The organism is Paenibacillus septentrionalis (assembly GCF_042659865.1).
Taxonomy (GTDB): domain Bacteria; phylum Bacillota; class Bacilli; order Paenibacillales; family Paenibacillaceae; genus Pristimantibacillus; species Pristimantibacillus septentrionalis.
This window is the reverse complement of sequence record NZ_JBHSTE010000003.1, coordinates 602,622-626,091: the sequence shown is the minus strand read 5'-3', so window position 1 is coordinate 626,091 and position 23,470 is coordinate 602,622. Positions and strand designations below refer to the sequence as shown.

21 protein-coding genes are annotated in these 23,470 nt (G+C 43.6%); 14 read left to right on the top strand and 7 right to left on the bottom strand.

Annotated features, from left to right (window positions below; genetic code table 11):
• Window positions 1–81: 81 nt before the first annotated feature.
• Window positions 82–630, bottom strand: a complete 549-nt coding sequence (locus ACFP56_RS11435) for a CD3324 family protein (protein WP_379234486.1) — start codon at window positions 628–630, stop codon at window positions 82–84.
• Window positions 631–974: 344 nt separating this feature from the next.
• Here ACFP56_RS11435 and ACFP56_RS11430 point away from each other — a divergent pair, with 344 nt between their 5' ends.
• A complete protein-coding gene (locus ACFP56_RS11430; protein WP_379234484.1) occupies window positions 975–2,306 on the top strand; it encodes an endo-1,4-beta-xylanase in 1,332 nt (443 codons plus the stop codon).
• 207 nt (window positions 2,307–2,513) lie between these two features.
• On the opposite strand, the gene ACFP56_RS11425 is transcribed toward ACFP56_RS11430, so the two are convergent.
• Entirely contained in the window at window positions 2,514–3,635 is a 1,122-nt protein-coding gene (locus ACFP56_RS11425; RefSeq protein WP_379234482.1) for a mandelate racemase/muconate lactonizing enzyme family protein, read from the bottom strand.
• A gap of 264 nt (window positions 3,636–3,899) precedes the next feature.
• On the opposite strand from ACFP56_RS11425, the gene ACFP56_RS11420 reads away from it, so the two are divergent.
• The 10 genes from ACFP56_RS11420 to ACFP56_RS11375 all read left to right on the top strand — a co-directional run bounded on the left by ACFP56_RS11420 (window position 3,900) and on the right by ACFP56_RS11375 (window position 13,289).
• On the top strand, window positions 3,900–4,586 hold the full coding sequence (locus ACFP56_RS11420) for a GntR family transcriptional regulator (RefSeq protein ID WP_379234480.1): 687 nt from the start codon (window positions 3,900–3,902) through the stop codon (window positions 4,584–4,586).
• Window positions 4,567–5,442: an ABC transporter substrate-binding protein gene (locus tag ACFP56_RS11415; RefSeq protein ID WP_379234478.1), complete on the top strand. Its 876-nt coding sequence runs from the start codon at window positions 4,567–4,569 to the stop codon at window positions 5,440–5,442. Before ACFP56_RS11420 ends, ACFP56_RS11415 begins: the two co-directional genes overlap by 20 nt.
• Before the next feature lie 111 nt (window positions 5,443–5,553).
• Window positions 5,554–6,291: an amino acid ABC transporter permease gene (locus tag ACFP56_RS11410; RefSeq protein WP_379234476.1), complete on the top strand. Its 738-nt coding sequence runs from the start codon at window positions 5,554–5,556 to the stop codon at window positions 6,289–6,291.
• A gap of 28 nt (window positions 6,292–6,319) precedes the next feature.
• On the top strand, window positions 6,320–7,030 hold the full coding sequence (locus ACFP56_RS11405) for an amino acid ABC transporter ATP-binding protein (protein WP_379234473.1): 711 nt from the start codon (window positions 6,320–6,322) through the stop codon (window positions 7,028–7,030).
• Between the two features lie 54 nt (window positions 7,031–7,084).
• Window positions 7,085–7,885: a nitrilase-related carbon-nitrogen hydrolase gene (locus ACFP56_RS11400; protein ID WP_379234471.1), complete on the top strand. Its 801-nt coding sequence runs from the start codon at window positions 7,085–7,087 to the stop codon at window positions 7,883–7,885.
• Window positions 7,886–7,959: 74 nt separating this feature from the next.
• A complete protein-coding gene (locus ACFP56_RS11395; protein WP_379234469.1) occupies window positions 7,960–9,120 on the top strand; it encodes a M24 family metallopeptidase in 1,161 nt (386 codons plus the stop codon).
• A gap of 4 nt (window positions 9,121–9,124) precedes the next feature.
• Window positions 9,125–9,910, top strand: a complete 786-nt coding sequence (locus ACFP56_RS11390) for an SDR family oxidoreductase (RefSeq protein WP_379234467.1) — start codon at window positions 9,125–9,127, stop codon at window positions 9,908–9,910.
• Window positions 9,907–11,094 carry a M20 family metallopeptidase gene (locus tag ACFP56_RS11385; protein WP_379234465.1) on the top strand — a complete coding sequence of 396 codons (1,188 nt, stop codon included), beginning with the start codon at window positions 9,907–9,909 and terminating at the stop codon, window positions 11,092–11,094. The genes ACFP56_RS11390 and ACFP56_RS11385 overlap by 4 nt, the downstream gene beginning before the upstream one ends.
• Before the next feature lie 44 nt (window positions 11,095–11,138).
• Window positions 11,139–12,353 (top strand): pyridoxal phosphate-dependent aminotransferase, encoded by a 1,215-nt coding sequence (locus tag ACFP56_RS11380; RefSeq protein WP_379234463.1) that lies wholly within the window; start codon window positions 11,139–11,141, stop codon window positions 12,351–12,353.
• 24 nt (window positions 12,354–12,377) lie between these two features.
• Window positions 12,378–13,289, top strand: a complete 912-nt coding sequence (locus ACFP56_RS11375) for a dihydrodipicolinate synthase family protein (RefSeq protein WP_379234461.1) — start codon at window positions 12,378–12,380, stop codon at window positions 13,287–13,289.
• 20 nt (window positions 13,290–13,309) lie between these two features.
• Here the strand turns inward: ACFP56_RS11375 and ACFP56_RS11370 are convergent, their stop codons facing one another.
• From ACFP56_RS11370 to ACFP56_RS11355, 4 genes are all read right to left on the bottom strand, one after another.
• Window positions 13,310–13,528, bottom strand: a complete 219-nt coding sequence (locus ACFP56_RS11370; protein WP_379234459.1) for a hypothetical protein — start codon at window positions 13,526–13,528, stop codon at window positions 13,310–13,312.
• Window positions 13,529–13,564: 36 nt separating this feature from the next.
• Window positions 13,565–15,589, bottom strand: coding sequence for a copper amine oxidase N-terminal domain-containing protein (locus ACFP56_RS11365; RefSeq protein WP_379234457.1), 2,025 nt, complete (start codon window positions 15,587–15,589; stop codon window positions 13,565–13,567).
• Window positions 15,590–15,927: 338 nt separating this feature from the next.
• Entirely contained in the window at window positions 15,928–16,305 is a 378-nt protein-coding gene (locus ACFP56_RS11360) for a hypothetical protein (protein ID WP_379234455.1), read from the bottom strand.
• Window positions 16,306–16,475: 170 nt separating this feature from the next.
• Complete coding sequence (locus tag ACFP56_RS11355; RefSeq protein WP_379234453.1) at window positions 16,476–17,456, bottom strand: aldo/keto reductase; 981 nt, start codon at window positions 17,454–17,456, stop codon at window positions 16,476–16,478.
• Window positions 17,457–17,799: 343 nt separating this feature from the next.
• On the opposite strand from ACFP56_RS11355, the gene ACFP56_RS11350 reads away from it, so the two are divergent.
• The 3 genes from ACFP56_RS11350 (at window position 17,800) to ACFP56_RS11340 (ending at window position 20,184) form a co-directional block, all read left to right on the top strand.
• Window positions 17,800–18,000, top strand: coding sequence for a cold-shock protein (locus ACFP56_RS11350; RefSeq protein WP_379234451.1), 201 nt, complete (start codon window positions 17,800–17,802; stop codon window positions 17,998–18,000).
• A gap of 105 nt (window positions 18,001–18,105) precedes the next feature.
• A complete protein-coding gene (locus ACFP56_RS11345) occupies window positions 18,106–18,321 on the top strand; it encodes a cold-shock protein (protein ID WP_379234449.1) in 216 nt (71 codons plus the stop codon).
• 147 nt (window positions 18,322–18,468) lie between these two features.
• Window positions 18,469–20,184 carry an ATP-binding protein gene (locus tag ACFP56_RS11340; RefSeq protein WP_379234447.1) on the top strand — a complete coding sequence of 572 codons (1,716 nt, stop codon included), beginning with the start codon at window positions 18,469–18,471 and terminating at the stop codon, window positions 20,182–20,184.
• 65 nt (window positions 20,185–20,249) lie between these two features.
• Here ACFP56_RS11340 and ACFP56_RS11335 read toward each other — a convergent pair whose 3' ends face one another.
• The gene (locus ACFP56_RS11335) at window positions 20,250–23,345 is read right to left on the bottom strand and encodes a hybrid sensor histidine kinase/response regulator (RefSeq protein ID WP_379234445.1); all 3,096 of its coding nucleotides are present in this window, start codon (window positions 23,343–23,345) and stop codon (window positions 20,250–20,252) included.
• Window positions 23,346–23,470 lie beyond the last annotated feature (125 nt).

Sequence of the window (23,470 nt, the reverse complement as noted above, 5' to 3'; positions counted from 1 at the left end):
TCGTTAATGTTAATAAACCCACAAGTCGAAGAACCTTATCATTATTCGCTTCCGTCTGCCTTGAATTTACCTCTTTACACTTTATACAGTTTCACGGATTCCGATAGTATGTTCAAATATCTCAGATAGCTCCTTTCCAAGCTCACGCCAATTCAAGCCATTCCAATCAATTTCAATATCCGTATTTGATTTGCAATAGAAAAAAAGGATGCTTTTATCGTCAAGAATGTCAGTTTTTACATCAACAACCACTAAGGGAAGTTCGTATTTTTGTGATTTTTCTTGAAACAATCTCATTGCCTCTATTTTATTTACTTGCTGCTCATTTTGCGCTTTAATCACCTCATCAGTGTTCTTTTTAATTGGATATATATATCCATAGATAATAGCTCGTATTCTTTCCTCACTTAATCCATATAATTCCGCCAATTTCAATACCTCAAACCCGTTTTTATATAGTTTTCTTATTTGTTCATTTCTTTGGTTAAGTTCATCTCGAATCCCTGTACTAGCTCCCCAAGCCACCCGCTCAGTCTTAGGAATATAAATATACGATCCCTGAATGTACTTTTGGATTTCTTCAATTAGTAAATCAGGTAGGACTTGTTTTGCGTTAACATATTTCTTCAATTATTAGCCCCTCTCTTGGTATTGAGTAACCTCCCTTATCTTATCTTTATATTTCTATCGTGTCACATCATCATAACGATAACAATACTGTAAATTTTTCTGTAAAATTTTCAAACAGATTATGGTTCTCAACCAATCTGCCCGTTAGTTTAGCGAAGCACCCTCGTCAGAGGGTGCTTTCTTCTAATCTAGTAAACTCATATTCAAAAATGATAAACAATGTTGAATTGCTCTATGGGTAAGATGGGTGGTCAGCTCTATAATAAAAATATGATGGAAGGAGGTTTGATGGAATCAATCCCCTATTTCGATAGGGAGAAAATTATAAGACGGAGGTAAATGGGTTGAATCGAACAATATTGTTTATTATGCTGCTGCTTGCTGCTGTTATCATGTCTGCCTGTGCCGGAAAAAGTGATCCACTTCCACAAGATGTAGATCTATCTAATGAAGTAGAGCACGATGAAGATAATACGACAACCGACGATTCTACTGAGATGTTGGAAGAGGAAGAGGAAGATTCCAAACCAGGTGATGATTCTCGTATTATTGAAGGGTTTAATATTGCACCTGCCCTAACCGTAACTTCCTTAAAGGAGGCTTATCAGGACTACTTTCTTTTTGGCGTAGGCCTTAATGGTACTTCTCCAAGTAACGATACCGTTCAATCCGAAGCAATGAGGGAGATTATTAAGCATCACTTTAATAGCGTTACATACTCTAATTTGATGAAGCCAAGCTATTTGCTGGATCATGCACAAAGCATGAGCAATGTTGAAAACGGGATATCGGAGCCGGCTGTTAACTTTGAAAGTGCGATAGCAGGATTGGAATTCGCTAAGGAAAACAATATCCAGATGCGCGGTCATACGCTCGTATGGCATGCACAAACACCGGATTGGTTTTTTCGCGAAGGATATCGCTCCAATGGGGAGTTTGTAGACAAGGACACGATGTTAGAGCGAATGGAAAGCTATATTAAACAGGTGCTTGACTATACGCAAACCGAGTATCCTGGCGTCATATACAGCTGGGATGTTGTTAATGAAGCGGTGGAAATTAGAACCGGTCACTTTGAAACGGAGACTGGCCTTCATATAAGAACAATGCATGGAGATGATCTTGATAATTTATGGTATAAAATAGTTGGGATTGACTATGTTGAAAAAGCATTTGAATACGCAAGAAAATACGCGGATGAAGAGACTAAGCTTTTTTATAATGACTACAATACATTTCAACCGCTTAAAACATCCAGCATCTATCAATTGGCAGCTGGTCTAAAGGAGAAAGGCATCATAGACGGAATTGGGATGCAGGGGTATATGGGCTTGGATTATCCTAGAATTGGATCAGGTCATGATAACATTGCAGACGCGATTAAAAAGTTTTCTGAGCTGGAGCTTGAAATTCATATTACTGAGCTTACCATAAGCAGTAATGATAAAGATGAAGCGTCTATGAATGCTCAATCCAATCGCTATAAGGAGCTTTTTGAACTGCTCACGGAGCTAGATACGAATAGCGGAGGACCAGCCAATATAACAAGTGTAACCGTGTTTGGGTTAATGGACGAGTATATGTTTTATGCCAACGATAAAAATTACGCACGATTGTTTGACGGACAGCTGCAGCCCAAGCCTGCGTTCTACAGCATTATGTCTGTTGTTGAATAGCCATCTGAGCAAAAATGTGAGAAGTGCGCTTGTGTTGAAATACACCCCAATTGTTAGACACTAACAATTGGAGGTGTATTTTTTTTATAGCGTTGGATTATACGAGCGAGGCGTCTTTGGACAAGAGGTATTGGCAATGCTGCGACAGCTTTGCTTTTCATAACCGGCATACTGCCTCTAATGGAATGCTTCAATGTTTAGCAAGTATTAGGAAAGACTTGCAACGTTGCACAATCGATGTTCATCCACCTCTACACCTAGGCCAGGACCAGCGGGTAGATGAACGCGTCCATTTTCTACAACTAATGCGGATACAGGATCATCTTCAGCCTTGACGCGTTGAAAGCCCCACACCTCGAAATGTTTGGCACTAGAGGCAGCAGCCGCATGCAGCAGCGCTGCGGTCGCTAATCTCCCCTCGTCCATTTGTCCCAACATAACTGGAAGATGAAACGCATCGGCAATGCCCATCATTTGCTGCAGCTTGGCAATTGAGCCTGCTTTCACGATTTTTAGATGTACGATGTCAGCGGCGTCCTCCGCAGCGATACGTGCAACATCGGCTACAGACTTGCAGCTTTCATCGGCCACAATCGGAATGGAACTCATATGCTTCAAGGTTTTTAAGCCAGCGATATGGTCTGCTGGCACAGGCTGCTCAATCCACTCCACGCCAAGCGGCTTGTACTGTGCAATTCGGAGGGCGGCTTCTTTCACGCTCCAGCCTTGATTGGCATCGACGCAAAACAACACGTCCTGCGATAACCCGAATTGCTCGATGACTTCTTTGGCTGCTGTTACGCGCTTGAGATCGAGCGCACGGTCAGGGCCTACTCGAACCTTCAGCACCCGAAAGCCTGCTTGCAGATAGTTACTTGCTTCCTGCTTCGCTTGCTCAACTGTGCCAAATGCAATCGTCGCATCGCTTGCAAAGCTCGACTGAACAATCCCGCCTAGCAGCTGTGCAGCTGGGGTTTCATAGTGTCTACCAGCTAAATCAAGCAAGGCGATGTCTATCGCAGCTTTGGCGGCACTATTGCCTAAGATCAAGCGGTCTAAATCCCGATTGATCGCATTACGCTGCAATGGGTCCTTACCCAGTAGATAAGGAGCAACGATATGCTGCAGTACCGCTACAACGCGCTCAGGCGTATCTCCAGTCACATATTCGCAGTTCCCTCGTACCTCACTCCAACCAACAATTCCTGTATTAGTGGAAAGCTTCACATATACTTCTTTCAAATGCGTCACAGTACCAGATGAGGCATGTGTAAAGGGGGGTGATAAAGGAAGATCATATCTGTAAATATCTACACTAGTAATGTTCATAAGCTGCACCTCACAATTATATGTCATGTTTCATTACGCAATCTAGTGATTTGAATAGAAAAACTAAGGATATATGTAACATAACATAACGAAAAAGCAAAATAAATACTAAAAATAAATATGTTTTTTGTATTTATCGACTTTATATTACATTATTCGATTTAAATGTGTAAGGTATGTTGACATACATTTATAGATTACATTATGATGTGATCATCTTACATTTGATATTTGATATGTGATCAGATCTGGAGGCGATGCGTATTGGACAAACCGCCAAATATGCGAACGGTAGCGGAGCATGTATTCTTTCAAATTAAACAGTGGATTTTGACAGGGGAGCTTGCACCAGGAGAGAAGGTAGACCAGGATGCGATTGCGGATCGACTGCAGGTCAGTAAAATGCCGGTGCGCAGTGCGCTTGAGAAGCTGGCAGCACAAGATTTCGTTAAGCTCCATTCACATCGTGGTGCGACCATAAGTGAGTTGTCTGTCAAGCATTTGGAGGAAATTTACGCTGTTCGATGCTTGCTTGAGGAAGCCGCAGTTAAGCTTGGCGTTCAGCATATGACAAAGGAGGATGTGGACAAGCTGTACGGCATGATTTCTGAGCAGGAAAGGCTAGCTGGAAGCGAGATGGAGATGATTCTTTCTACTAACAGACAGTTTCATATGTACATTTATGAACTAGCCCAACAGCCTGTCATGTTAGGCATCATTAAACGGCTCTGGGAGCAAAGCGAGCGCTATCGCCGCATTTTGCTGGGAGATCAGCATATGGTTGAAGGCTCGATTCAAGAGCATCGTCATTTAGTCGACTTAATGAAGCAGGGCCGAGCGGAGGAAGCGGGACAATTTCTAGTCGAGCATAACCGCAAAACAGAAAGATTTGTACTAGATTATATTAAACAAACACAATGGAGGAATTTATATGAAGTTGAAAAAGTTTAGCCTTTTACTCGTAGGTTTATTAGTGTTTCTAGCAGCATGCTCAAGCAACACGAATCAATCAAGCAGCAATACGACAGCCGGCAACAACAGTAATGCCTCGACAAATGAGGCTTCAACTGACAGCACTCATTCGTTCGAGCTTGTTACACCAGGCAAAATAACGTATGGCGTTGCTGCGACTTACCCTCCTTTCGAATATATGGATAACGAGAAGTATGTCGGATTTGATATTGAATTTATGGAGCTTATCGCCAATGAACTCGGACTTGAGGTTGAAATTATAGCAATGAACTTTGATGGACTAATTCCTGCATTACAAGGCAAACGAATCGATCTGATTAATTCGGCTATGTTTATTACAGATGCTCGCGCTGAGCAGGTTGATTTCATTAAGTACATGGGCATTGGGCGATCGATCGTAGTACCAAAGGGCAATGAGCTGGGCATTAACTCGATGGAATCGTTATCCGGTAAAACCGTTGCCGTAACAAGAGGCGCGATTGAAGAGGTTTATGTAACGGAGTTTAATCAAGAGCTGAAGGATCAAGGCATTGAGGAAATTACAATTTTGGCACTGCCTACTGCCAATGATGCAGTACTGGCTACTGAAAATGGACGTGCAGACGCATTTCTTCACTCTTCACCAGGAGCTGCTTATTTGATGGAGGAACGTGCAGGCGTATTTGAAATTGCTCATACGATGAATTCCGGTACACAAATTGGTATTGCCGTCAATAAAGGAGAAAGTGAGCTTGCAGACGCAATATCCAAAGCGATTGATAAGCTGGTAGATCAAACAACATATTACAAGCTAATGGAAAAATACAATCTTCCGTTTGAAATGAGCATTTTCTAAAACAATGAATCAATAAGTTGATGGGAAGTTGAAGAATAACCGGATTAAGATGAACAGGTGCTGCCAGCAGTGCTTTACGCTGCTGGCAGAAATCAAGGGAGAGTGATTGGAATGAGCTTCTTGGAGCATGTAAACAGCGTCGTTGATTATATGACCTCACAGTCGTTTGTTACTGCTGCGATTAATACGTTAAATCTAACGTTGTTGTCACAACTGTTTGGCGTTTTATTCGGATTTGTTATTGCATTAATGAAGATGTCTAAGTGGAAGGTTTTGAATGGCGCGGCAAATGGATATATTTGGTTTTTTAGAGGCATACCCGTACTTGTTCAGCTTATCTTTGTGTTCAATGCACTTCCGCAATTCGGCATCAAGCTGTCGGGATTTGAATGTGCGCTGCTGGCACTTGCCTTGAATGAAGCGGCTTATATGGCGGAAATCATTCGTTCAGGCTTAAATTCAGTAGGAAAAGGACAGCATCGTGCAGCCCATGTGCTTGGCATGAGCCGCTGGCAATCCATGCGGTACATTGTTCTGCCGCAAGCGTTTCGTGTCATCGTTCCACCTACGGGCAATCAATTTATCGGGATGCTGAAAACTTCTGCGATGGCCTCGGTTGTTGGCTATATGGATCTGCTGCTGACAGCACAGCAAGCGGCAAGTGCAACGTTCAATTATATCGACACATTAATTGCGGCGGTCATATACTATCTCGTCTTTACCGCACTATTTACCCTATTGCAAAACTATGTTGAACGACGTATGGATGTCGTGAAAGCTTCTGAGCGGAAAAATCGTAAAATTGTAGCCAACACTCAGCTTTCCGGTGAGAGTCAGACCGCAGCCTAACGCTATTGATCACGAGAGGGGGATGACAATGATCAACATTGAGGCTTTAACGAAATCATATAATGGCCAGCAAATATTGAAGCAAGTGAATTTGAATATTAAAGAAGGCGAAAAGGTTGTTATTATTGGGCCGTCCGGCTCAGGCAAGTCAACGATGCTGCGCTGTATGGCGGGACTTGAACCAATAGATAGCGGGAAAATATTGTTTGAGGGTAAAGATATTTTTGCATCTAGGCAAAACCGTTCGGAGATCGGCATGGTATTCCAATCCTTTGATCTGTTTACCCATCTGTCTGCGCTTGAAAATATTATGCTCGCTCCCAAAATTGTGCGTAAGGAGGAAGAAAAGGTTGTTAGAGAACGTGCGCTGAAGCTTCTTGATCGGGTTCAGCTAACTGAACGCATGAATCACTATCCCGAGCAGCTGTCAGGCGGGCAACAGCAAAGGATCGCAATCGCAAGAGCACTGGCAATGAATCCGAAGCTGATGTTGTTCGATGAGCCGACCTCGGCGCTCGATCCAGAAATGACGGGCGAGGTGCTCGATGTTATTGTCGATGTCGTTCGAGATGGAATGACGGTCGTCATCGTAACGCATGAGATGGAATTTGCCAGACGTGTTGGAGATCGCATTATTTTTATGGATAACGGCGTAGTGGTTGAGGATGTTCCAACAAGCAAGATTGGCGAGATGAAGAGGAATCCCAGGCTTGAACAGTTTTTAGCACAAATCAGTTAGAGGTTAGCGGAGGCACAAAAGTGGCTGAAGCTGATGACGATGGGAGAGGATTGTATGCGAGCAGCTACTTTGGCGCTTGTGCAATTTGATAGTGTTATAGGAGATGTCGTCAGCAACACGCGCAAGGCGATTTCCTTTATGCAGCAAGCAGGCAGTCAACAGGCAGATCTTATCGTATTTCCTGAGCTGTTTCTGACAGGCTATGATTTGGACGTGCTTGGCAGTCGTTATCAGGAGCTGGCTCAGCATGAGCAAAGCGAAGCTGTTCGACAGCTTTGCGAGGCGGCGAAAGCGGCTGAGATTAACGCAATTTTGCCAATGCCGCTGCGAACGGCATCAGGCATTGGCAATGGCGCATTGGCAGTCAACCGTCTCGGTGAAATTGTTGCGCAATATGCCAAGGTTCATCTGTGGGCAGAAGAGCAGCGTTATTTTACCGCGGGTGATGAATTGATCGTTGCTGCCTTTGATTTTGCTAAGGTTGGGATGATGATTTGCTATGATGCAGGTTTTCCTGAAGCGGCTAGGAGCCTAACGTTAAAGGGTGCCGAGATGCTGGTTGCCCCTTCGGCATTTACAAAAGATTTAGCGCAGCGCTGGAATATTTACTTTGCTACGAGAGCGCTAGAAAATACGAGATTTGTTGCTGCAGTCAACGGGGTTGGAGGGCTTTCTGAGGAAAGTTGGCTTTTTGGCAACAACAAGGTGTCAGCGCCAAACGGTGAGCTTGTGCTCGATGCGGAGCTGGATCGGGAAGCGATGCAGCTGTTGACAATCGATTTGACGCTTAACAAGGAATATGAGTCGTCTATTCCGTATTTGAGGGATCGACGAGCAGATATATACAGTAAGTAATGCCAAAATTAAAATGGTGCGAATTAGTAAATTTATAATTTGCTGAACATTCAGAAAATGAAAGAGGGACAACGATGGCACAATTAATATTTCCAATCGAAGAATTTCAAAATCGTGTAAGTAAGGTGCAGCGGGAGCTGCAAAGCAAGGATTGGCCTGCAATGCTTGTTCATACGCCGGAAAATATTTTTTATTTGACGGGCTATCAAAGTCCTGGCTATTACATGTACCAATGCCTGATCGTACCTGCACATGGCGAGCCGAAATTAGTGTTGCGCCGCGGTGAATTAGCAAATGTAGAAACGTATAGCTGTCTGTCATTGGATCAGGTTGTAACTTATGAAGACACGAATGATCCGGTCGAAATGACCGCGGACACGGTTAAAGATATGGGGATTCCTGAAGGCTCAATCGGAGTAGAGACAGGATCATGGTTTTTGCAGGTTCGCAATTATAAGAAGCTTGCGGCTTGCTTGGACAAGTATTCGCTTGTGGACGGGCAAGGAACGGTCGAGGCCTTTCGCGTCATTAAGTCGGTAAATGAGCTAGCTTATATTCGTCAGGCTTGTAAGGTGACGGATGCCTCGATGCAAGCAGGCTTGGACGCGATTCAAGTTGGAGCCAATGAGGATGAAGCGGCGGCAGCGATGTTTTCAGCTATGATTTTGGCAGGCGGAGAATATTTGGGGATGGAGCCGTTCATTTCCTCCGGCAATCGCTCCGGCAATATGCACGCAGCTTGGGGGCATAAAGTAATTGGCCAGGGCGAGACGCTGCTGCTTGAGGTAGCAGGCGCGGTCAATCGCTATCATGGAGCGCTAATGCGCGCTGCTTATACAGGCCAGCCTTCAGATGAAATCAAACGTGTGAGCGAGGTATGCATCGCATCCTTGAATGCCGCGATTGAGACGATCAAACCTGGCGTTACAGCTGGAGAGGTGGACCAGGCTTGCCGCGGCACAATTGAAAAAGCAGGCATGTACGATTTGTTCCGTAAGCGTACAGGCTATTCAATAGGTGTTGCTTTCGCGCCTGACTGGGGCGAAGGCCATATTATGAGCTTGCAGCGTGATGATGAGCGTGTGCTGCAGCCGGGCATGGTGTTTCATATTCCGCCAGCTCTGCGCGTGCCGAACCAATACGGTGTTGGCTTTAGCGAAACCTTGGTTGTAACGGAGACAGGCTGCGAAATTTTAACGTCACTGCCAAGAGAATTGACAATTATCGGAGGTTAAGCCTATGACAACTTCAATGAATGGAAAAACAGCAATCGTTGCGGCAGCAAGCAAGGGGCTGGGAAAAGCGGTTGCGACTGAGCTGGCGGCAAGAGGGGCGAACGTCGTGCTGTTTAGTAGAGAATTGGCGGTGGCAGAGCAGACAGCTGCGGAAATCGCCAACGCCACAGGCTCCTCGGTCATTGGCTTGCAGGTTGATGTTTGCAAGGAAGAAGATATTCGCGCCTGCATTGAGCAAACGGTCAGCGTATTTGGCGGGATAGATATTGTGGTGACCAACAGCGGCGGACCGCCAGCAGGCGTGTTTGAGCAGTTGAAGGAAGAGGATTGGTTCTATGCGTTTGAGCTTAATCTGATGAGTATTGTGCGTACGGTTCGCTATGCGTTGCCGCATATGAAGGAAGGAGCGGGGGCAATTGTTAATCTTGCCTCGTCATCTGTCAAGCAGCCGATTGCTGGCTTAACGCTGTCTAATGTGATGCGTACAGGTGTAGCTGGCTTAAGCAAAACACTGTCGGAGGAGCTTGCAGGCTACGGTATTCGTGTCAATACCGTGGCGCCAGGACGAATTGATACCGACCGTGTACGTGGACTCGATCAGCTGCGAGCGCAAAAAGCGGGAATTACTCCAGAAGCGTACAAGGCTAAAACAGAAGCAGTTATTCCGCTTGGTCGCTACGGCAAGCCCGAGGAGCTGGCGAAGGTAGTCGCATTCCTGTGCTCAGATGATGCAAGCTATGTGACCGGGCAAACGCTGCTCGTCGACGGAGGCATGGTGAAGTCGATATGAGAGTGGATGAATTAAAGCAGAAGCTGGCGAGCGACATGAGAGTCGAGCGGGTGCTGGAGGTTCTGGAACGGCTAATTGCATTTCAAAGCGTAAATCCCGGGGGCAAGGAGCAGGATGCGGCGCACTTTATCGCTGATTTTATGCGCACGGCGGGCTGTGAGGTGTCGTTGCAGGAGGTGGAGCCTGGTCGGCCCAATGTGATTGCTGTGTTGAAGGGGACCGGACAAGGCAAGTCGATCATCTTGAATACGCATATTGATGTCGTGCCAGCTGGGGATGGCTGGAGCAGCGATCCGTTTAAGATGCGAGTTGATGGTGACCGTGTCGTAGGGCGAGGCGTGATGGATGCGAAAGGTCCGCTTGCCGCAATGATGGTGGCGATTGAAGCGATTGCAAGAGCTGGGATTAAGCTTCCTGGAGATATTATTTTGGCTGCAGTTGTCGACGAGGAGGCTGCAAGTCTTGGGGCCAAGAGCTTGCCAAGCGAGCTAACTGCCTCGTTTGCCGTAATTGGCGAAGCGACGAATCGAACGCTGGCGATTGCCCATCGCGGCAGTATTCGACCGATTCTTGCGGTCAAAGGCGTATCCGCGCATTCCTCTACACCACAGCTAGGTAAAAATGCGGTTTCGCTGATGGCTAAAGCTGTAGTAGCACTCGATCGATTTGCCGAAGAGGAGCTTGTTCATCGCACGCATCCGTTGACTGGTCAATCCTCTCTGGCGGTAACGATTATGAAGGGCGGGATTAAGGAGTCGATGATACCAGATTATTGCGAAGCACTTATTGATCGACGCTTAATTCCTGGCGAGTCGGAGCAGGAAGCCATTGAAGAAATGATGAACGTGCTGGAGCGCGATCCTCAGCTGGCAGGCCAAGTCTATATTGAACGAATGATTCCGACAACAGGTACGGCTTCTGAAACGGATGAGCAGCATGAGCTTGTACAGCTCGGCAAGCGGGTGCTGGCAGATGTGTACGAGAAGGAAACGGCCATTACAGGCTTAACCGCTAATTGCGACATGACGCATTTTGTTGCAAAAGGAATTCCGGCGGTTATATATGGTCCTGGCGATTTTAGCATTGCCCACAAGATTGACGAATGGGTAACGATTGATGAGCTGGAGAAAGCAGTCTGCGTATATGCCTATTTTGCACTAGAAGCAGCGTCTCAAGTCGAGTAATGATTGAGAAGCGCTTAATATCAATTCGAACGAGGTGAGCAGCGATGATTGCAGAACAAACGAATAACAACCTACTGGCTCCATGGACAAAAAAGCTGCTGCCTTCGCCAACGGCAGAGCTGGAAGCAAAGGTTGCACGCATGCAGCAAGAAGGAAGTAAGGTGTATCGCTTTGGTCTGGGGCAGCCAGATTTTCCTACTCCAGCGCATGCCAAGCAAGCGGCTATCGATGCCATTCATAATAATTTCACAGGCTATACCGACACTGCTGGCATCTTGTCCTTGCGTCAAGCTGTGGTGAGCTCCTTGCAGGAGCAGTGCGGTGTGCAATACGAGCCTGATGAAATCGTTGTGTCGATTGGTGGCAAGCATTCGCTATTTAATGCGATTAATACACTGCTGCAGCAGGATGACGAGGTGCTGCTGCCAACGCCGTACTGGGTATCCTTCCCGGAGCAGATTAAATTTGCAGGAGGCATTCCGCGTTTTGTTGAAACGGATGCTAGTACAGGCTATAAGGTAACACCTGAAATGCTGGAGCAAGCTATAAGTCCGGCAAGCAAGCTGCTGATTTTGAATCAACCAAACAATCCTTCAGGCGCAGTATATACACGTGAGGAGCTGGATGGAATTGCTCAATTCTGTATCCGTCACAATTTATGGGTTATTAGCGATGAGGTCTATTCCTGCTTCGTATTTCAGGAGGAAGGCTTCACGAGCATCGCCAGCCTGCCTGGGATGAAGGAAAGAACGATTATTATAAATGCGGTATCGAAAAGCTACAGCATGACAGGCTGGAGAATTGGCTATTCTGCTTCACCTGCGCCTGTTGCGGCAGCAATGCTTAAGCTGCAATCACATACGACGAGTAACCCTGCTTCAATCGCACAGGTTGCAGCGCTTGCAGCGTTACAAGGGCCTCAGAATGGCATTCAGGAAATGCGCGAGACCTATTTGGCAAGGAGAGAGGTGCTTGTTGCAGGGGTTCGTCAGCTGCGCGGCTTGAAGTGCCTGATGCCAGATGGAGCTTTTTACGTATGGGTTGATGCGTCGGAGTGGCTAGGAAAAACATTATGCGGTCAGACCATCGACTCCATGGACAAGCTGGCTGAGGTGCTGCTGACCGAGGGGAATATTGCGATTATGCCAGGCACAGGCTTTGGCAGCGGTAAGCACGTTCGCTTGTCCTACGCGATTTCCATGGCGGAAATCGAAGAGGGTCTAATACAGATGGGCAAGCTCCTTGGCTACAAGCAATAGCTGATATAACGATGAGATGAGAGGATGAACAGAATGAATGTTGTACAATTGAAGGAACAGCTAAAAGGAATTTATGTTCTTGCCATTACGCCATTTACTGAAGATGGATCAGCTATTGATGAGGCAGCACTGGCCCGCAATATCAATCATTATATCGAAGCTGGAGCGCATGGAGTTGTTGTAGGCGGCACGTATGCTGAATATCCGAGCATGACGGTTGAGGAGCGAAAAACCTTGTTCAGATATGCTGTAAAGGCAGTAGCTGGCAGAGTGCCGCTGCTGTGCTGTACGGCAGCAAGTGGAACAGAGGAAGCGATTATGCTGACTAAGGCAGCCAAAGAATACGGTGCAAGCGGTGTAATGGTTACACCGCCCTATGTATCAGAGGTTCGTCCAGCTGATATCGCCTATCATTTTCAACTGCTGAATGATGCTGTAGATTTTCCGATCTTTATCTATAACAGCGCAAGCATCGGGGTTCATTTATCTCCTGAGGAAATTAAAGGACTGGCAGATTTGTCTAATGTTGCAGGTGTGAAGCAGGGAGCGACAGATTTGCATGCGCTAGTTCGAACTCAAGCTTATTCTGGTGAAAAAATCGCTGTTATGTGCGGCTCAGATGGACTTGCTTTAGGCGCAATTGCCTCTGGACTGGCAGGCTGTACCTCTACCAATGCAAACTTTATGACGAGCGAGTTTGTTTCGCTTTACGAGGAAGTTAAGGCAGGGAGAAATGAGGAAGCAATCAGGCGCTATTACAGCTGGCAGCCGATCCGCGAGCTTGCCAAAAAGTATGGACAGCCCGCTATGGTTAAGGCTGCGCTAGAAGTTGTCGGCTTGCCTTCAGGCCCCGTTCGTGCTCCTTTTCGTTCCTTGGATGAGACTGCTAAGGCGGAAATTCGTCAAACACTAAAAGAGGTTGGAATTATTTCATAGTTTAATAGTATTTGCAGTCATTACTCCCCCTTGGTAATGTTGCGCATATAAGGCTGCTGGACAGATTGTAACGATTCGTCCAGCAGCCCTTTTATGCTTGGCAGCCAATCAATGAATACTGAATATCCATCTAATTTAGCTACAGAAAGCAAAAGGGATGAGGTGGGCAAATGCGGCCAATGGATAAGAGCAGCTGCATGATAAATAAAGAAAGAAGCATACTGCTGTCTCAATTTCAAATCGACAGGGTATGCTCCTTGTTCATTTTACTTTAGCTAGAGTGTATAGATAGATTGAACAATTCCGTTTGTAAAGCTAACATATTGTGTGCCGTATCTCCAAACCTCAACAGTAAATCCGTTAGAGGTTAATTTTGAAGTGGATGAAGGGCGTCCCCAGGATAGCTCAACCTGAGTTTTGCTCATGCCAACTGCAACTTTCTCGGCCTTAATTAACTTCCAGGTCGAAGCTGACCAGTTGTATTTTTTATATGGATCGAAGGGTAAAAATGTATACTGGTCATTCAAAATACTTGAAACAAAATCTCTGGATGTGCTGCCCATCGTATAGGTTTTTCCGCCAGCACTCTTAAAGACAACATCGAAATTATCACCGCCTGCTGGCACGATGTCTGTAACGGTAAGCTTCATAAACCTTTCCCAATTGCTATAGCGGTTAACCCAATAGGATTTATTAATAAATTGCGATAAGCTTCCTTGTTTTTCTTTTTTCTCAATTGCAGCTGTCTCTGAGGATTCAACTACCATTGAAGCTTTGCCAATCGAGATTTTCATTTTCTTATATTTTTTATCCCATTCTATCTTTGCAATTGAAGCTTTAGTTAATAACGATGCCGGGAAAACGGTCGAACCATTCAGAACCTGTACCGGTTGATTAAGTGTAATGTCTTTTCCGTTAAGCTTAGCTTTCTTTTGTCCGGTCTTAAGCTGAAGCTTTTGATCGCCAAGACTAATATCAAAGGTTTTACTATCCTTATTGCTGATTGTTGCGCCCAGCGCTTTGAATACCGAAACGAGCGGCAAGTATGTTGTATTATCTTTGCTTATTGCACCAGTTAAATTTGCGCTTAAGCTAATTGAAACAGTCGTTGATTTGCTATTATCGTTTGCCGAAACCGATACTTTCGTTTCTCCAACACCTAGAGTTTTGTAGGTGCCATCACTTAGAGCTTTAACGAGATAAGGCTTATCAAATGTCAATTTTGCTTCTTTGCCCGGTAAGTTTTCCTTGTAGCCGTTACTATAGGTTTGCACAATTTTGAAGCTTAGCTTATCGCCAACAGATGGCTTTGTGCTGGAGGCCGTAATCGTAAGGCCGGACACGACCGGTGACTCAATGTTGAAAACTTGGCCGTCTCTATAGACTTTCCAGCTTCCATCTTTGTGCTTAACGAGCCATTGCGGTACATTTCTTCCTGTATTGACGATAATGTCTTGGTTAGCATTTCGTCCCGCATTAGGGTCGTCGACTAGCGTACCATAATACAAGCTGGTTTGAACGGCATTTTTTATTTCAGTAACTTGACTAGTCAGCTTAAACCTATCTTTGCTTGACGCTGATGGGTCGGTCAACCAAACTGTGCCATCCTTTTTAGTTACAATTAATGCACCGCTTGAATGGAAAGAGATATCAACAGCGTCCTCTGTCACTGTTACCGGGGAATAGGGGTAGTCGTTAGTGTTGAAAAATAATGCTGTTAGATCTGCGGCTACAACCTTGCCGTTTTTATCAAGATATGCCGCGTATCTATTGCTATATCCTTCCATCGCTACTACAGATGAGGGGTCGTCAACTTTATCAAGCAGGTATATACTGCTCGTAATTCGAATTTCTCCTTGGTTATTGACATAAAGAATTTCATTATCGGCGGTTCCAATTAAGACAGCGTCTTTTATTTTTTCGTTTTTCTGTCCATAAACATCCCAAACCGTTCCGTCATTTTTTAAGTAGTCGTAACCATCAAGCTGTTTGATGTTATTTTGTTTTTTATCAACGACTGGATCCTTGGAATTTTCCCAGTATACAAGCTCTCCTTTGCTGTTCAAAGCATAACTCTTCATATTGCTTCCAATAAAAATAGTAGTGAAATCTGTTTCATACTTTTTATAGCCTGTTGGTTCCCACAATCTTTTGAGCCAAAGAGTTCCATCCTCTAACAAAATGGCATCTTGATCGACTAATTTGACGGATGCCGTCTTGGGCGCGGCTTCTGCTAAGGATACAGGCAAGCCGACTGCTACCAAGCAAAACATAATGACAGTAAGAAGAGCTTTTTTCATCGTATATTATCTACTCCCTTTTAATTAATTCAGGAATAATATACCATAAAAATCTAATATTTGTTTATCATTTTTTAGTTAAAAGGTCCTGAATAAACGTGACGCAGCAACCATTTCATATTTTTTTCAGGGAAACGGTTATTTTCTTGCCTTTTACTGAAAAGATGTGGTGCAATTTCACTTACACATCCTCACAAATTTTTCATATTGATGACGCAAGAGAGCAAAGACTTATTCAGCATGTAACAGAGTTTACAACATAATCACCTGTGGCATTCCCTCATAATTGGGTAAATAAAAGTCCCAGTCGATAAGCTGACTGGGACTTTAAGCTGAAATCAAGACTGCTTGTCCTGTTCAGGTTGTTTTTCTTTCTCGGCAGACTTACTCAGCAGTTCTTTCAGTTCCAGCAGTTGCTTCTCGGTCTGTTGCTGTGATCGCTGAATGTCCTGAAGCTGTATCTCCATGCTTTGCAACCTTTGTTGATTCTCCTGCTGAATACCTTCAGATATTTTTTGCGTTTTTGTATTGTCCATCACGACGAGAATGGTCAGACCTGCACTAAAGATTGTTAAGCCTCGAGCGATTTGATTCAAGTCGAGCTCATTTAATGCGAATAAACAATCAGCAAGTCCTGCTCCTAGTAAAACGCCACCAATCGTGGCAATAATATTCCATTTCCATTTTTCTGATAGTAACGATGCTGTTTGCTTCATTAAGCGTTCTCCTTCAACTAAGATCGTATAAATGCCATAATGAAAACCCCCGACCTTTGCCAGAGGTGCTGTCCAATTGCTGACACAATTAGAGGTACACTTCACCGTCGGGGGTTGATAGGTATAATTCATTTTCGGTAAGTAAATAAATCGGTTAACTTGAATAACATCTACCAAGCATAAGCTTTTGGAGCTGCACCACCTGGTCCTGGGAAAATTTCGTCCAGACGTTGCAACGTTGCTTCATCAAGCTTAATATCAACAACACGCAGTGCGCCTTCAAGCTGTTCTAATGTACGCGGACCAATAATTGGAGCGGTGAGTGCAGGATGTGCGAGTGTCCATGCTAGCGCGACATTTGCTTCAGATTCGCCAAGCTCCTTGCACAACCGTTCAAACGCTTCAAGCTGCTGGCGATGCTTCTCTACGCGCTCTGGATTGTTGGCACGTGTTGATCCTTCGATCGGTTTTAGTGCGTGACCACTTAATAGACCACCATCAAGCGGACTCCAAGCAATAACGCCTATTCCTTGCTCTTGTGCTGCTGGCAATAGCTCAAGCTCAGGCAGGCGACATAGCAAGCTGTATTTATGCTGCTCACTAACCAAGCCTAGCATGTTATGCGCTTTTGCTTCATATTGTGCTTTGACAAGGTCGAAACCGGCAAAATTACTGGAGCCAACGTATCCAATTTTGCCTTGATTCATCGCCACACGAAAGCCTTCCCATAGCTCATCCCAAGATACATTGCGATCAACATGGTGCATCTGATAAAGCTCAATATGGTCTGTTTGCAGACGTTTTAGCGATCCTTCCAGATGACGACGCAGCTTGTAGGCAGATAGACCGCCTTCATCATTAGGGCCATCATGTTCATCATGCATTTTACCGTAAAACTTCGTTGCAAGTACCACTTTTTCACGACGCCCGCCACCTTGTGCGAACCAGCGTCCGATAATTTCCTCTGTTCTGCCGGCATTTTCACCCCAGCCGTAAATATTGGCAGTGTCAAAAAAGTTAATGCCAGCCTCGACAGCAGCGTCCATGATGCGGAAAGCTTCCTTTTCGTCCGTACTTACACCGAAATTCATCGTGCCTAGGCAAAGCTTGCTTACCTTTAAACCAGAACGACCTAAGTATGTATATTGCATGAGTCACACTCCTTTATGGAAAGTAGGTTTCACTCGTATTATACGAGAAATATAGTGAAAATACTATTCTACACTATTTTTTACAGTAGTCGCTGGTTAGAAAAATTGGCATAAAGGATAAGCAGCATACATATACTACTCTTACATAATATTTCAATAATGGTGATATCAGAAAACGTACATGGTGTTTTATTTCTAGATGTGTTATAATAAGGTATTGAAATAACGATCTATGTAATTTGCATGATGTAGAGGTTATGAGTTATTCAATAACCGTAAGCAACGTGCAAATTTTTTTATTTCAGTAACAATATTGGGAACAATGAAAAGGTGGGTTTATTTAATGGAAACAGGTACAGTGAAATGGTTTAATGGCGAAAAAGGATTCGGATTTATCGAGGTTGAAGGCGGAAATGACGTATTTGTTCATTTCAGCGCAATCGTAAGCGAAGGCTACAAAACACTTGAAGAAGGTCAACGCGTTGAATTCAACATTGTTCAAGGTAACCGTGGTCCTCAAGCAGAAAACGTTGTAAAACTTTAGGATATGAATCAATTGCCCCACACTTGGGGCAATTTTTTTAATCATAATCAAGTGAAACAGCAATCGAATATCGTTGATAAATAAGGAATAGAAAGTGGGGAGCACATGTATAATTCTCGAAAAAAACCATTAGAAGACATTCCAACTGAGCTAACTGTAATATGGTCATGTACGAACGAGAACTGCAAGGGGTGGATGAGAGATAACTTCTCTTTTTCAGCATCTCCGGTATGCCCTAAATGTCATTCCTCTATGATCAAAGATGAAAAGATTCTGGATGTCGTGGAGAACACGAGTCCGATTTCTTCTAAACGAAACTAACAAAAGCAGCTCAGCATCCATCAAGTGCACCCTTATGAATAAACATTGGGAAACCGAAAGGCAAACCAATGTTTCATAAGGGTGCACTTTTATTACCTCTAATTAGACCGAACATTAACCGATATATGCTTTTAGGGAGGTGTTTGCTTGCTTGATGGAAACATAAAATTAGCGTACGACATGGAAATCTCAAATGGTGGACATATTCTGTATGTATATGAGAATGAAGACCGTTACATCGAGAACGCCGTTTCTTTTATTTTGTCCGGCATAAAGTACGGTCACCATCTCCTCATTATTGAAAATCGGAGCCGATACAAGAATATTCATGATCGATTAAGTACGCTGCTAACAGAAGAGGAACTGCTATATGTCCATCATATTGACAATTATAAATTTTATCGCATTTATGGGGATTTTGATTGTACATTAATTCTAGATCACTTCAACGAGTTGCTTAAACCATTTCAAGAAAAATGCATGACCGTAAGAACTTGGGCACATGTAGAATGGAAAGAGCAAGATAATATACTAGCTATACTGAAGCAATATGAGATCGAAGCCGACAAAAATGTTAAAAAGCTGGGTTTAATCTCCGTTTGTGCATACAACGCTAATGAGATTCGAGGATCTTTTCAAAACGATTTGCTTCGCAGTCATGCTTATTTTATGACCGATAATGAGCTGGTGCCTTCTCCCTTGTATGAAAAGGGATGCGATCAGGTTGTTTTTCCTTCATTATCTATCCATACTGAAATGCAAAATAAAATTGAACGTCATTCTTTAGAACGAGAAAAAGCAGAAGGACAATTAAGAGCGACCCGGGCTCAGCTGGAGTCATTTATTATGGATAATCTTGATCCGATCCTAATCTTTAATCAGCATGATCAATTGATCAAAGTGAATTATGCGTTTGAGCGTACATATGGGTGGTCAGTAGAAGAAGTGTTGGGTATTAGTGTGACGCAAATCCCAATTGCTTCACCAGAGCAGGAAGCAGAAGTGCTTAGAAATAGGAATATTGTAATCTCAGGTGTTGGAGTAGAGGCATATGAGACATTCAGCATCAAAAAGGATGGAACCAAGCTGCATGTACTACTATCTTGCTCACCAATTCGTGACGCACAGAATCGAGTTAACGGATTTGCCGTTATTATAAGAGACATAACAGAAAAGAAGCTTGCTGAACAGCTGTTGATAAGCTCCGAGAAGCAATCTATTGCTGCACAGTTAGCAGCTGGTATTGCTCATGAAATTAGAAATCCAATCACCTCGATAAAAGGATTTTTGCAATTGTTACAGCGATCCAAATCAACGAATCATGATAAGTATTTTGAAATTATGTTCTCTGAATTTGACCGCATTGAATTGATTATTCGGGAGCTGCTCGTGCTGGCGAAGCCTCAAGTGACTAAATTTGAATTGAAAGATATTCGAACGATTATTGAGGATGTTATGACGCTATTAGAAGGACAAGCTCATTTAAATAATATTCAGATTATAACCATTTTCGAATTAGAGGAGGCATACTTAAACTGCGATGAGAACCAGATCAAGCAAATGTGCATTAATTTTATAAAAAATGCCATTGAATCTATGCCGAATGGAGGAAATTTAACGATTGAGTTAAAGCTTTACGGTAAAAATCAAGTGTTGATTGGGATTGCAGACGAGGGCTTCGGAATCCCCGAACAAATTTTGAAGCTGCTTGGACAGCCGTTCTATACGACAAAAGAAAAAGGCACAGGTCTTGGCTTTATGGTTAGTAAAAAGATTGTTGAGAATCATTATGGTCAACTTCGTGTGTCGAGTGAAGTTAACAAAGGAACGACGATAGAGGTTTTGCTTCCTATTGCAAAATAAAAAGTCGCAATTAAAGCCTGATCCTTCCATTCATAAGGTAGAATCAGGCTTTAAATTGCGAGCCATTAGCGGTTTCCGGAATCGATTTGCTCCTTCTCTAGATTTGAATCGGAGGCGGGCAAGACCGATGCTCTTGGAATACGGAAGGAAACGGTTGTCCCTTTATTCAGCTCACTTTCAATTCGGAGCTCTTCGCCGAAGAGTTGTTTTAGGCGTCGGTTTGTATTGGCAATTCCGATTCCTTGCTTATGACGGTTTTCATCAGAAATGATTTCCTCGATTTGCTCCACAGTCATTCCGACTCCATCATCCTTAATAACAATCAAGTGATGGTCAGCATGATTCGTCACGGATATATGAACGGTTCCGCCCTCATCTTTTTGCAGAATGCCGTGACTTAATGCATTTTCAACAAGGGTTTGGATAGAAAGTGGCGGGATGAGTATGTCGTTAAGATTCTCAATATGCCATGTCACATTCAAACGTTCTTCAAATCGTACCCCTTCAATATATAAATACGAACGGATAAGTTCAAATTCATCAGAGATAGGAATCAAGTTTTTCGTATTATTTGTATTGAAGCTTCTATGCAAATAATTACCGAATTCATTTAGCAGCTCAATCATTCGATTCGAATCAATTTCGCCTAAAGAGGCGATCGCATTCAGTGTATTGTATAGAAAATGGGGCTTTATTTGCGCTTGTAAATAAGCTGCTTCCAAACGAAAGCGCTCCTGATTCGCTTGATTTTGAGTAATGAGTGCATGAACGCGAGCTTTTAGCTCTAATGTGTTTGCGGGCTTGGCAACATAATCGTTCGCACCAACAAGAAAGCCTGTATAGATATCTGCTGTTTGATTACGCGCTGTCAGCAGCAAGATTGGAAGCTCAGCAACCGTATATTGCTTGCGAATTTCCTTGCACAGCTCATAACCTGACATATGAGGCATCATAACATCCGAAATGACAAGGTCCCATTGTCCAGTATGTAGCATTCTTAAAGCATCTTCTGCATTATTTATGGTCGAGATATGATACTGGTCTTCAAGGATGCTATGTATAACTTTTAAATTAATCGGGTCATCATCTACGATGAGAATGTTGCCATTTAGTTGTTTATCCGAGTGAAGCGTTAATGTTTCCTTGTCATCATGCTGGCTAGTTGATGCTGCTGCAGTAGCTAAATCCACAGGATACTCTGTCGCGCTGTGTGCTAATGGCAACGTGAAGGAAACGGTTGTTCCTTTGCCAACCTCGGACTGTACCTTAACCGTTCCACCATGCAGCTCGATTAATTGCTGAGCAATGTTTAACCCAAGTCCGATCCCGCCTTGACCATCCTTGTCGGAATGCACGTAGCGATGGAAGATGCGATCCAGCTCATCCTGACTCATTCCTATACCGGTATCGGTGATAGAGATTGTGGCTTCATGATCGTCATGACTGGCACTAACGGTAATGCTTCCCTCATCTGTAAACTTCACCGCATTATGCATGACATTAAATAGAATCTGAATAACCCTGCTCTCATCCGCGTTTACATAAGGAAAAGCGGCCGGTATATGAGAGGTAATACTTAGCTTGCTCGTGTTTTTCATGAAATGCATCATGTCAATGACGCCAGAGGTAACACTTTTGACATCGATCGGCTTTACGTTTAACTGAATGCGCCCCTCATCCAATTGATTCAAGTCCAACAAATCATTCAAAGTAAAGGTCATACGATGACCAATTTGCAGCAGCAGCTCCAGATTCGATCTACTTTTATTCGATAATTGCGAAGCCTCATCCTCAAGCATCGCTTGTGCAATATTCAAAATGCCGTGCAGCGGGTTACGCAATTCGTGAGAGGTGTTGGCAAGAAAAATATCCTTTTGCTTATCTGCCTTTTCCAATTTAATACGCTGCTCATTGTTCAGACGAACAACGCTCATATGACGCCGGAAAAGGAGAAGGGCAATCACCATAATCGAGACGATATAATCGATTGGATAGTAAGGAATATTAACAACATTAGCTTTTATAGCGATACCCCAAACACCATTGGATATAAAGCAAAGGATATAGAACAGAATAAATATTCCGTCCGTGTTCCCCTTTCTAACAGCAGATATTGTTGGAACAAGAAACTGCATCGCGATAATCAATGCATAGGTCCCCAAAAGCATTTGTACCGGGATTAAGTGCAATGCTGAAGTCGTCATTAGAATAATTGCGATTGGAATGTATAACATAAACAGCACTGTCGAGAATCGGGATCTAATCCGATACAATTCATTGATGAACTTTAACGTTGCAAGAACCAGCCCAATAAGCACGACAAACAGAAATTTAATATAGTACTTATTTTCTACAGGCAGCTGCAGTAAAACATGATCATCAATTAATAGAATTAATCCGTTAAGTGCAAGCAATAAGCTAAAATAAAGCAATTCTTTTGAATACGTTCCTCTGCTGAAGAAAAAGATGGCTAGTGCATAGATGCTATGCAGGAAAAAAATCATGCTGACGAGCAATTGCAGGGATTGAGAAAAAGCTGTTTCCTTTGCAATAGCTGCCTGCAGCCCAAAGTAAACTGAGCCTTGCAAACCACCGGCATCAGCACTATCAAAATTCGAAATTTGAATGACAAGGTCAATCTCTTTGGCATCGGTAGTGAAGACAACAGTCATCGGACCCTGTGTTTTCACTTTTTGGACTGGATGCTTGTCCGCTAGATTATGCTTGTTAATCAATTCTCCGTTTACATAAACGCTCGCATACGATTCAAAATTCTTTAATAGGAGTCCATATATTGAATCATCTTGTTCAGGAAGTAGAATATGTAATCGGTATGTTCCAATACCAATCGCTGATCCTCTGATTGGTTTTAGGGTTTCCTTCCAATTTCCCGGCACATGTAGATATTGCTGCTGGTGATCATTAGCAGCGTCCTCCATCATAAACGTATCAGGGTAAAAAGCCCACTCGCCATTGAGAGATATCGTTTCATGCTCAGTTAATGTTTTCTGGCGAAGATCAACGCTCCCTTTTATGGCAGTTTCATATTGTGGAGCGTTGAAATACAGAAGCCAGCCTACGCGCAAAGCTAAGAGGCATAATATGAATATGCCGATAGCTAGTCCTATTTTTCTCTTATTCTTATATGTATGTGCAAACAATAGCTTTCACCTTTCAATTCTACTATTTGCTTAGAAATAGATAGCAAATGTTAGATTGATTTTATCGTAGTTAATTGTTGCTGTCTACGCAATCCAATTTTGACTTTATTATGTAGCCTTCGATT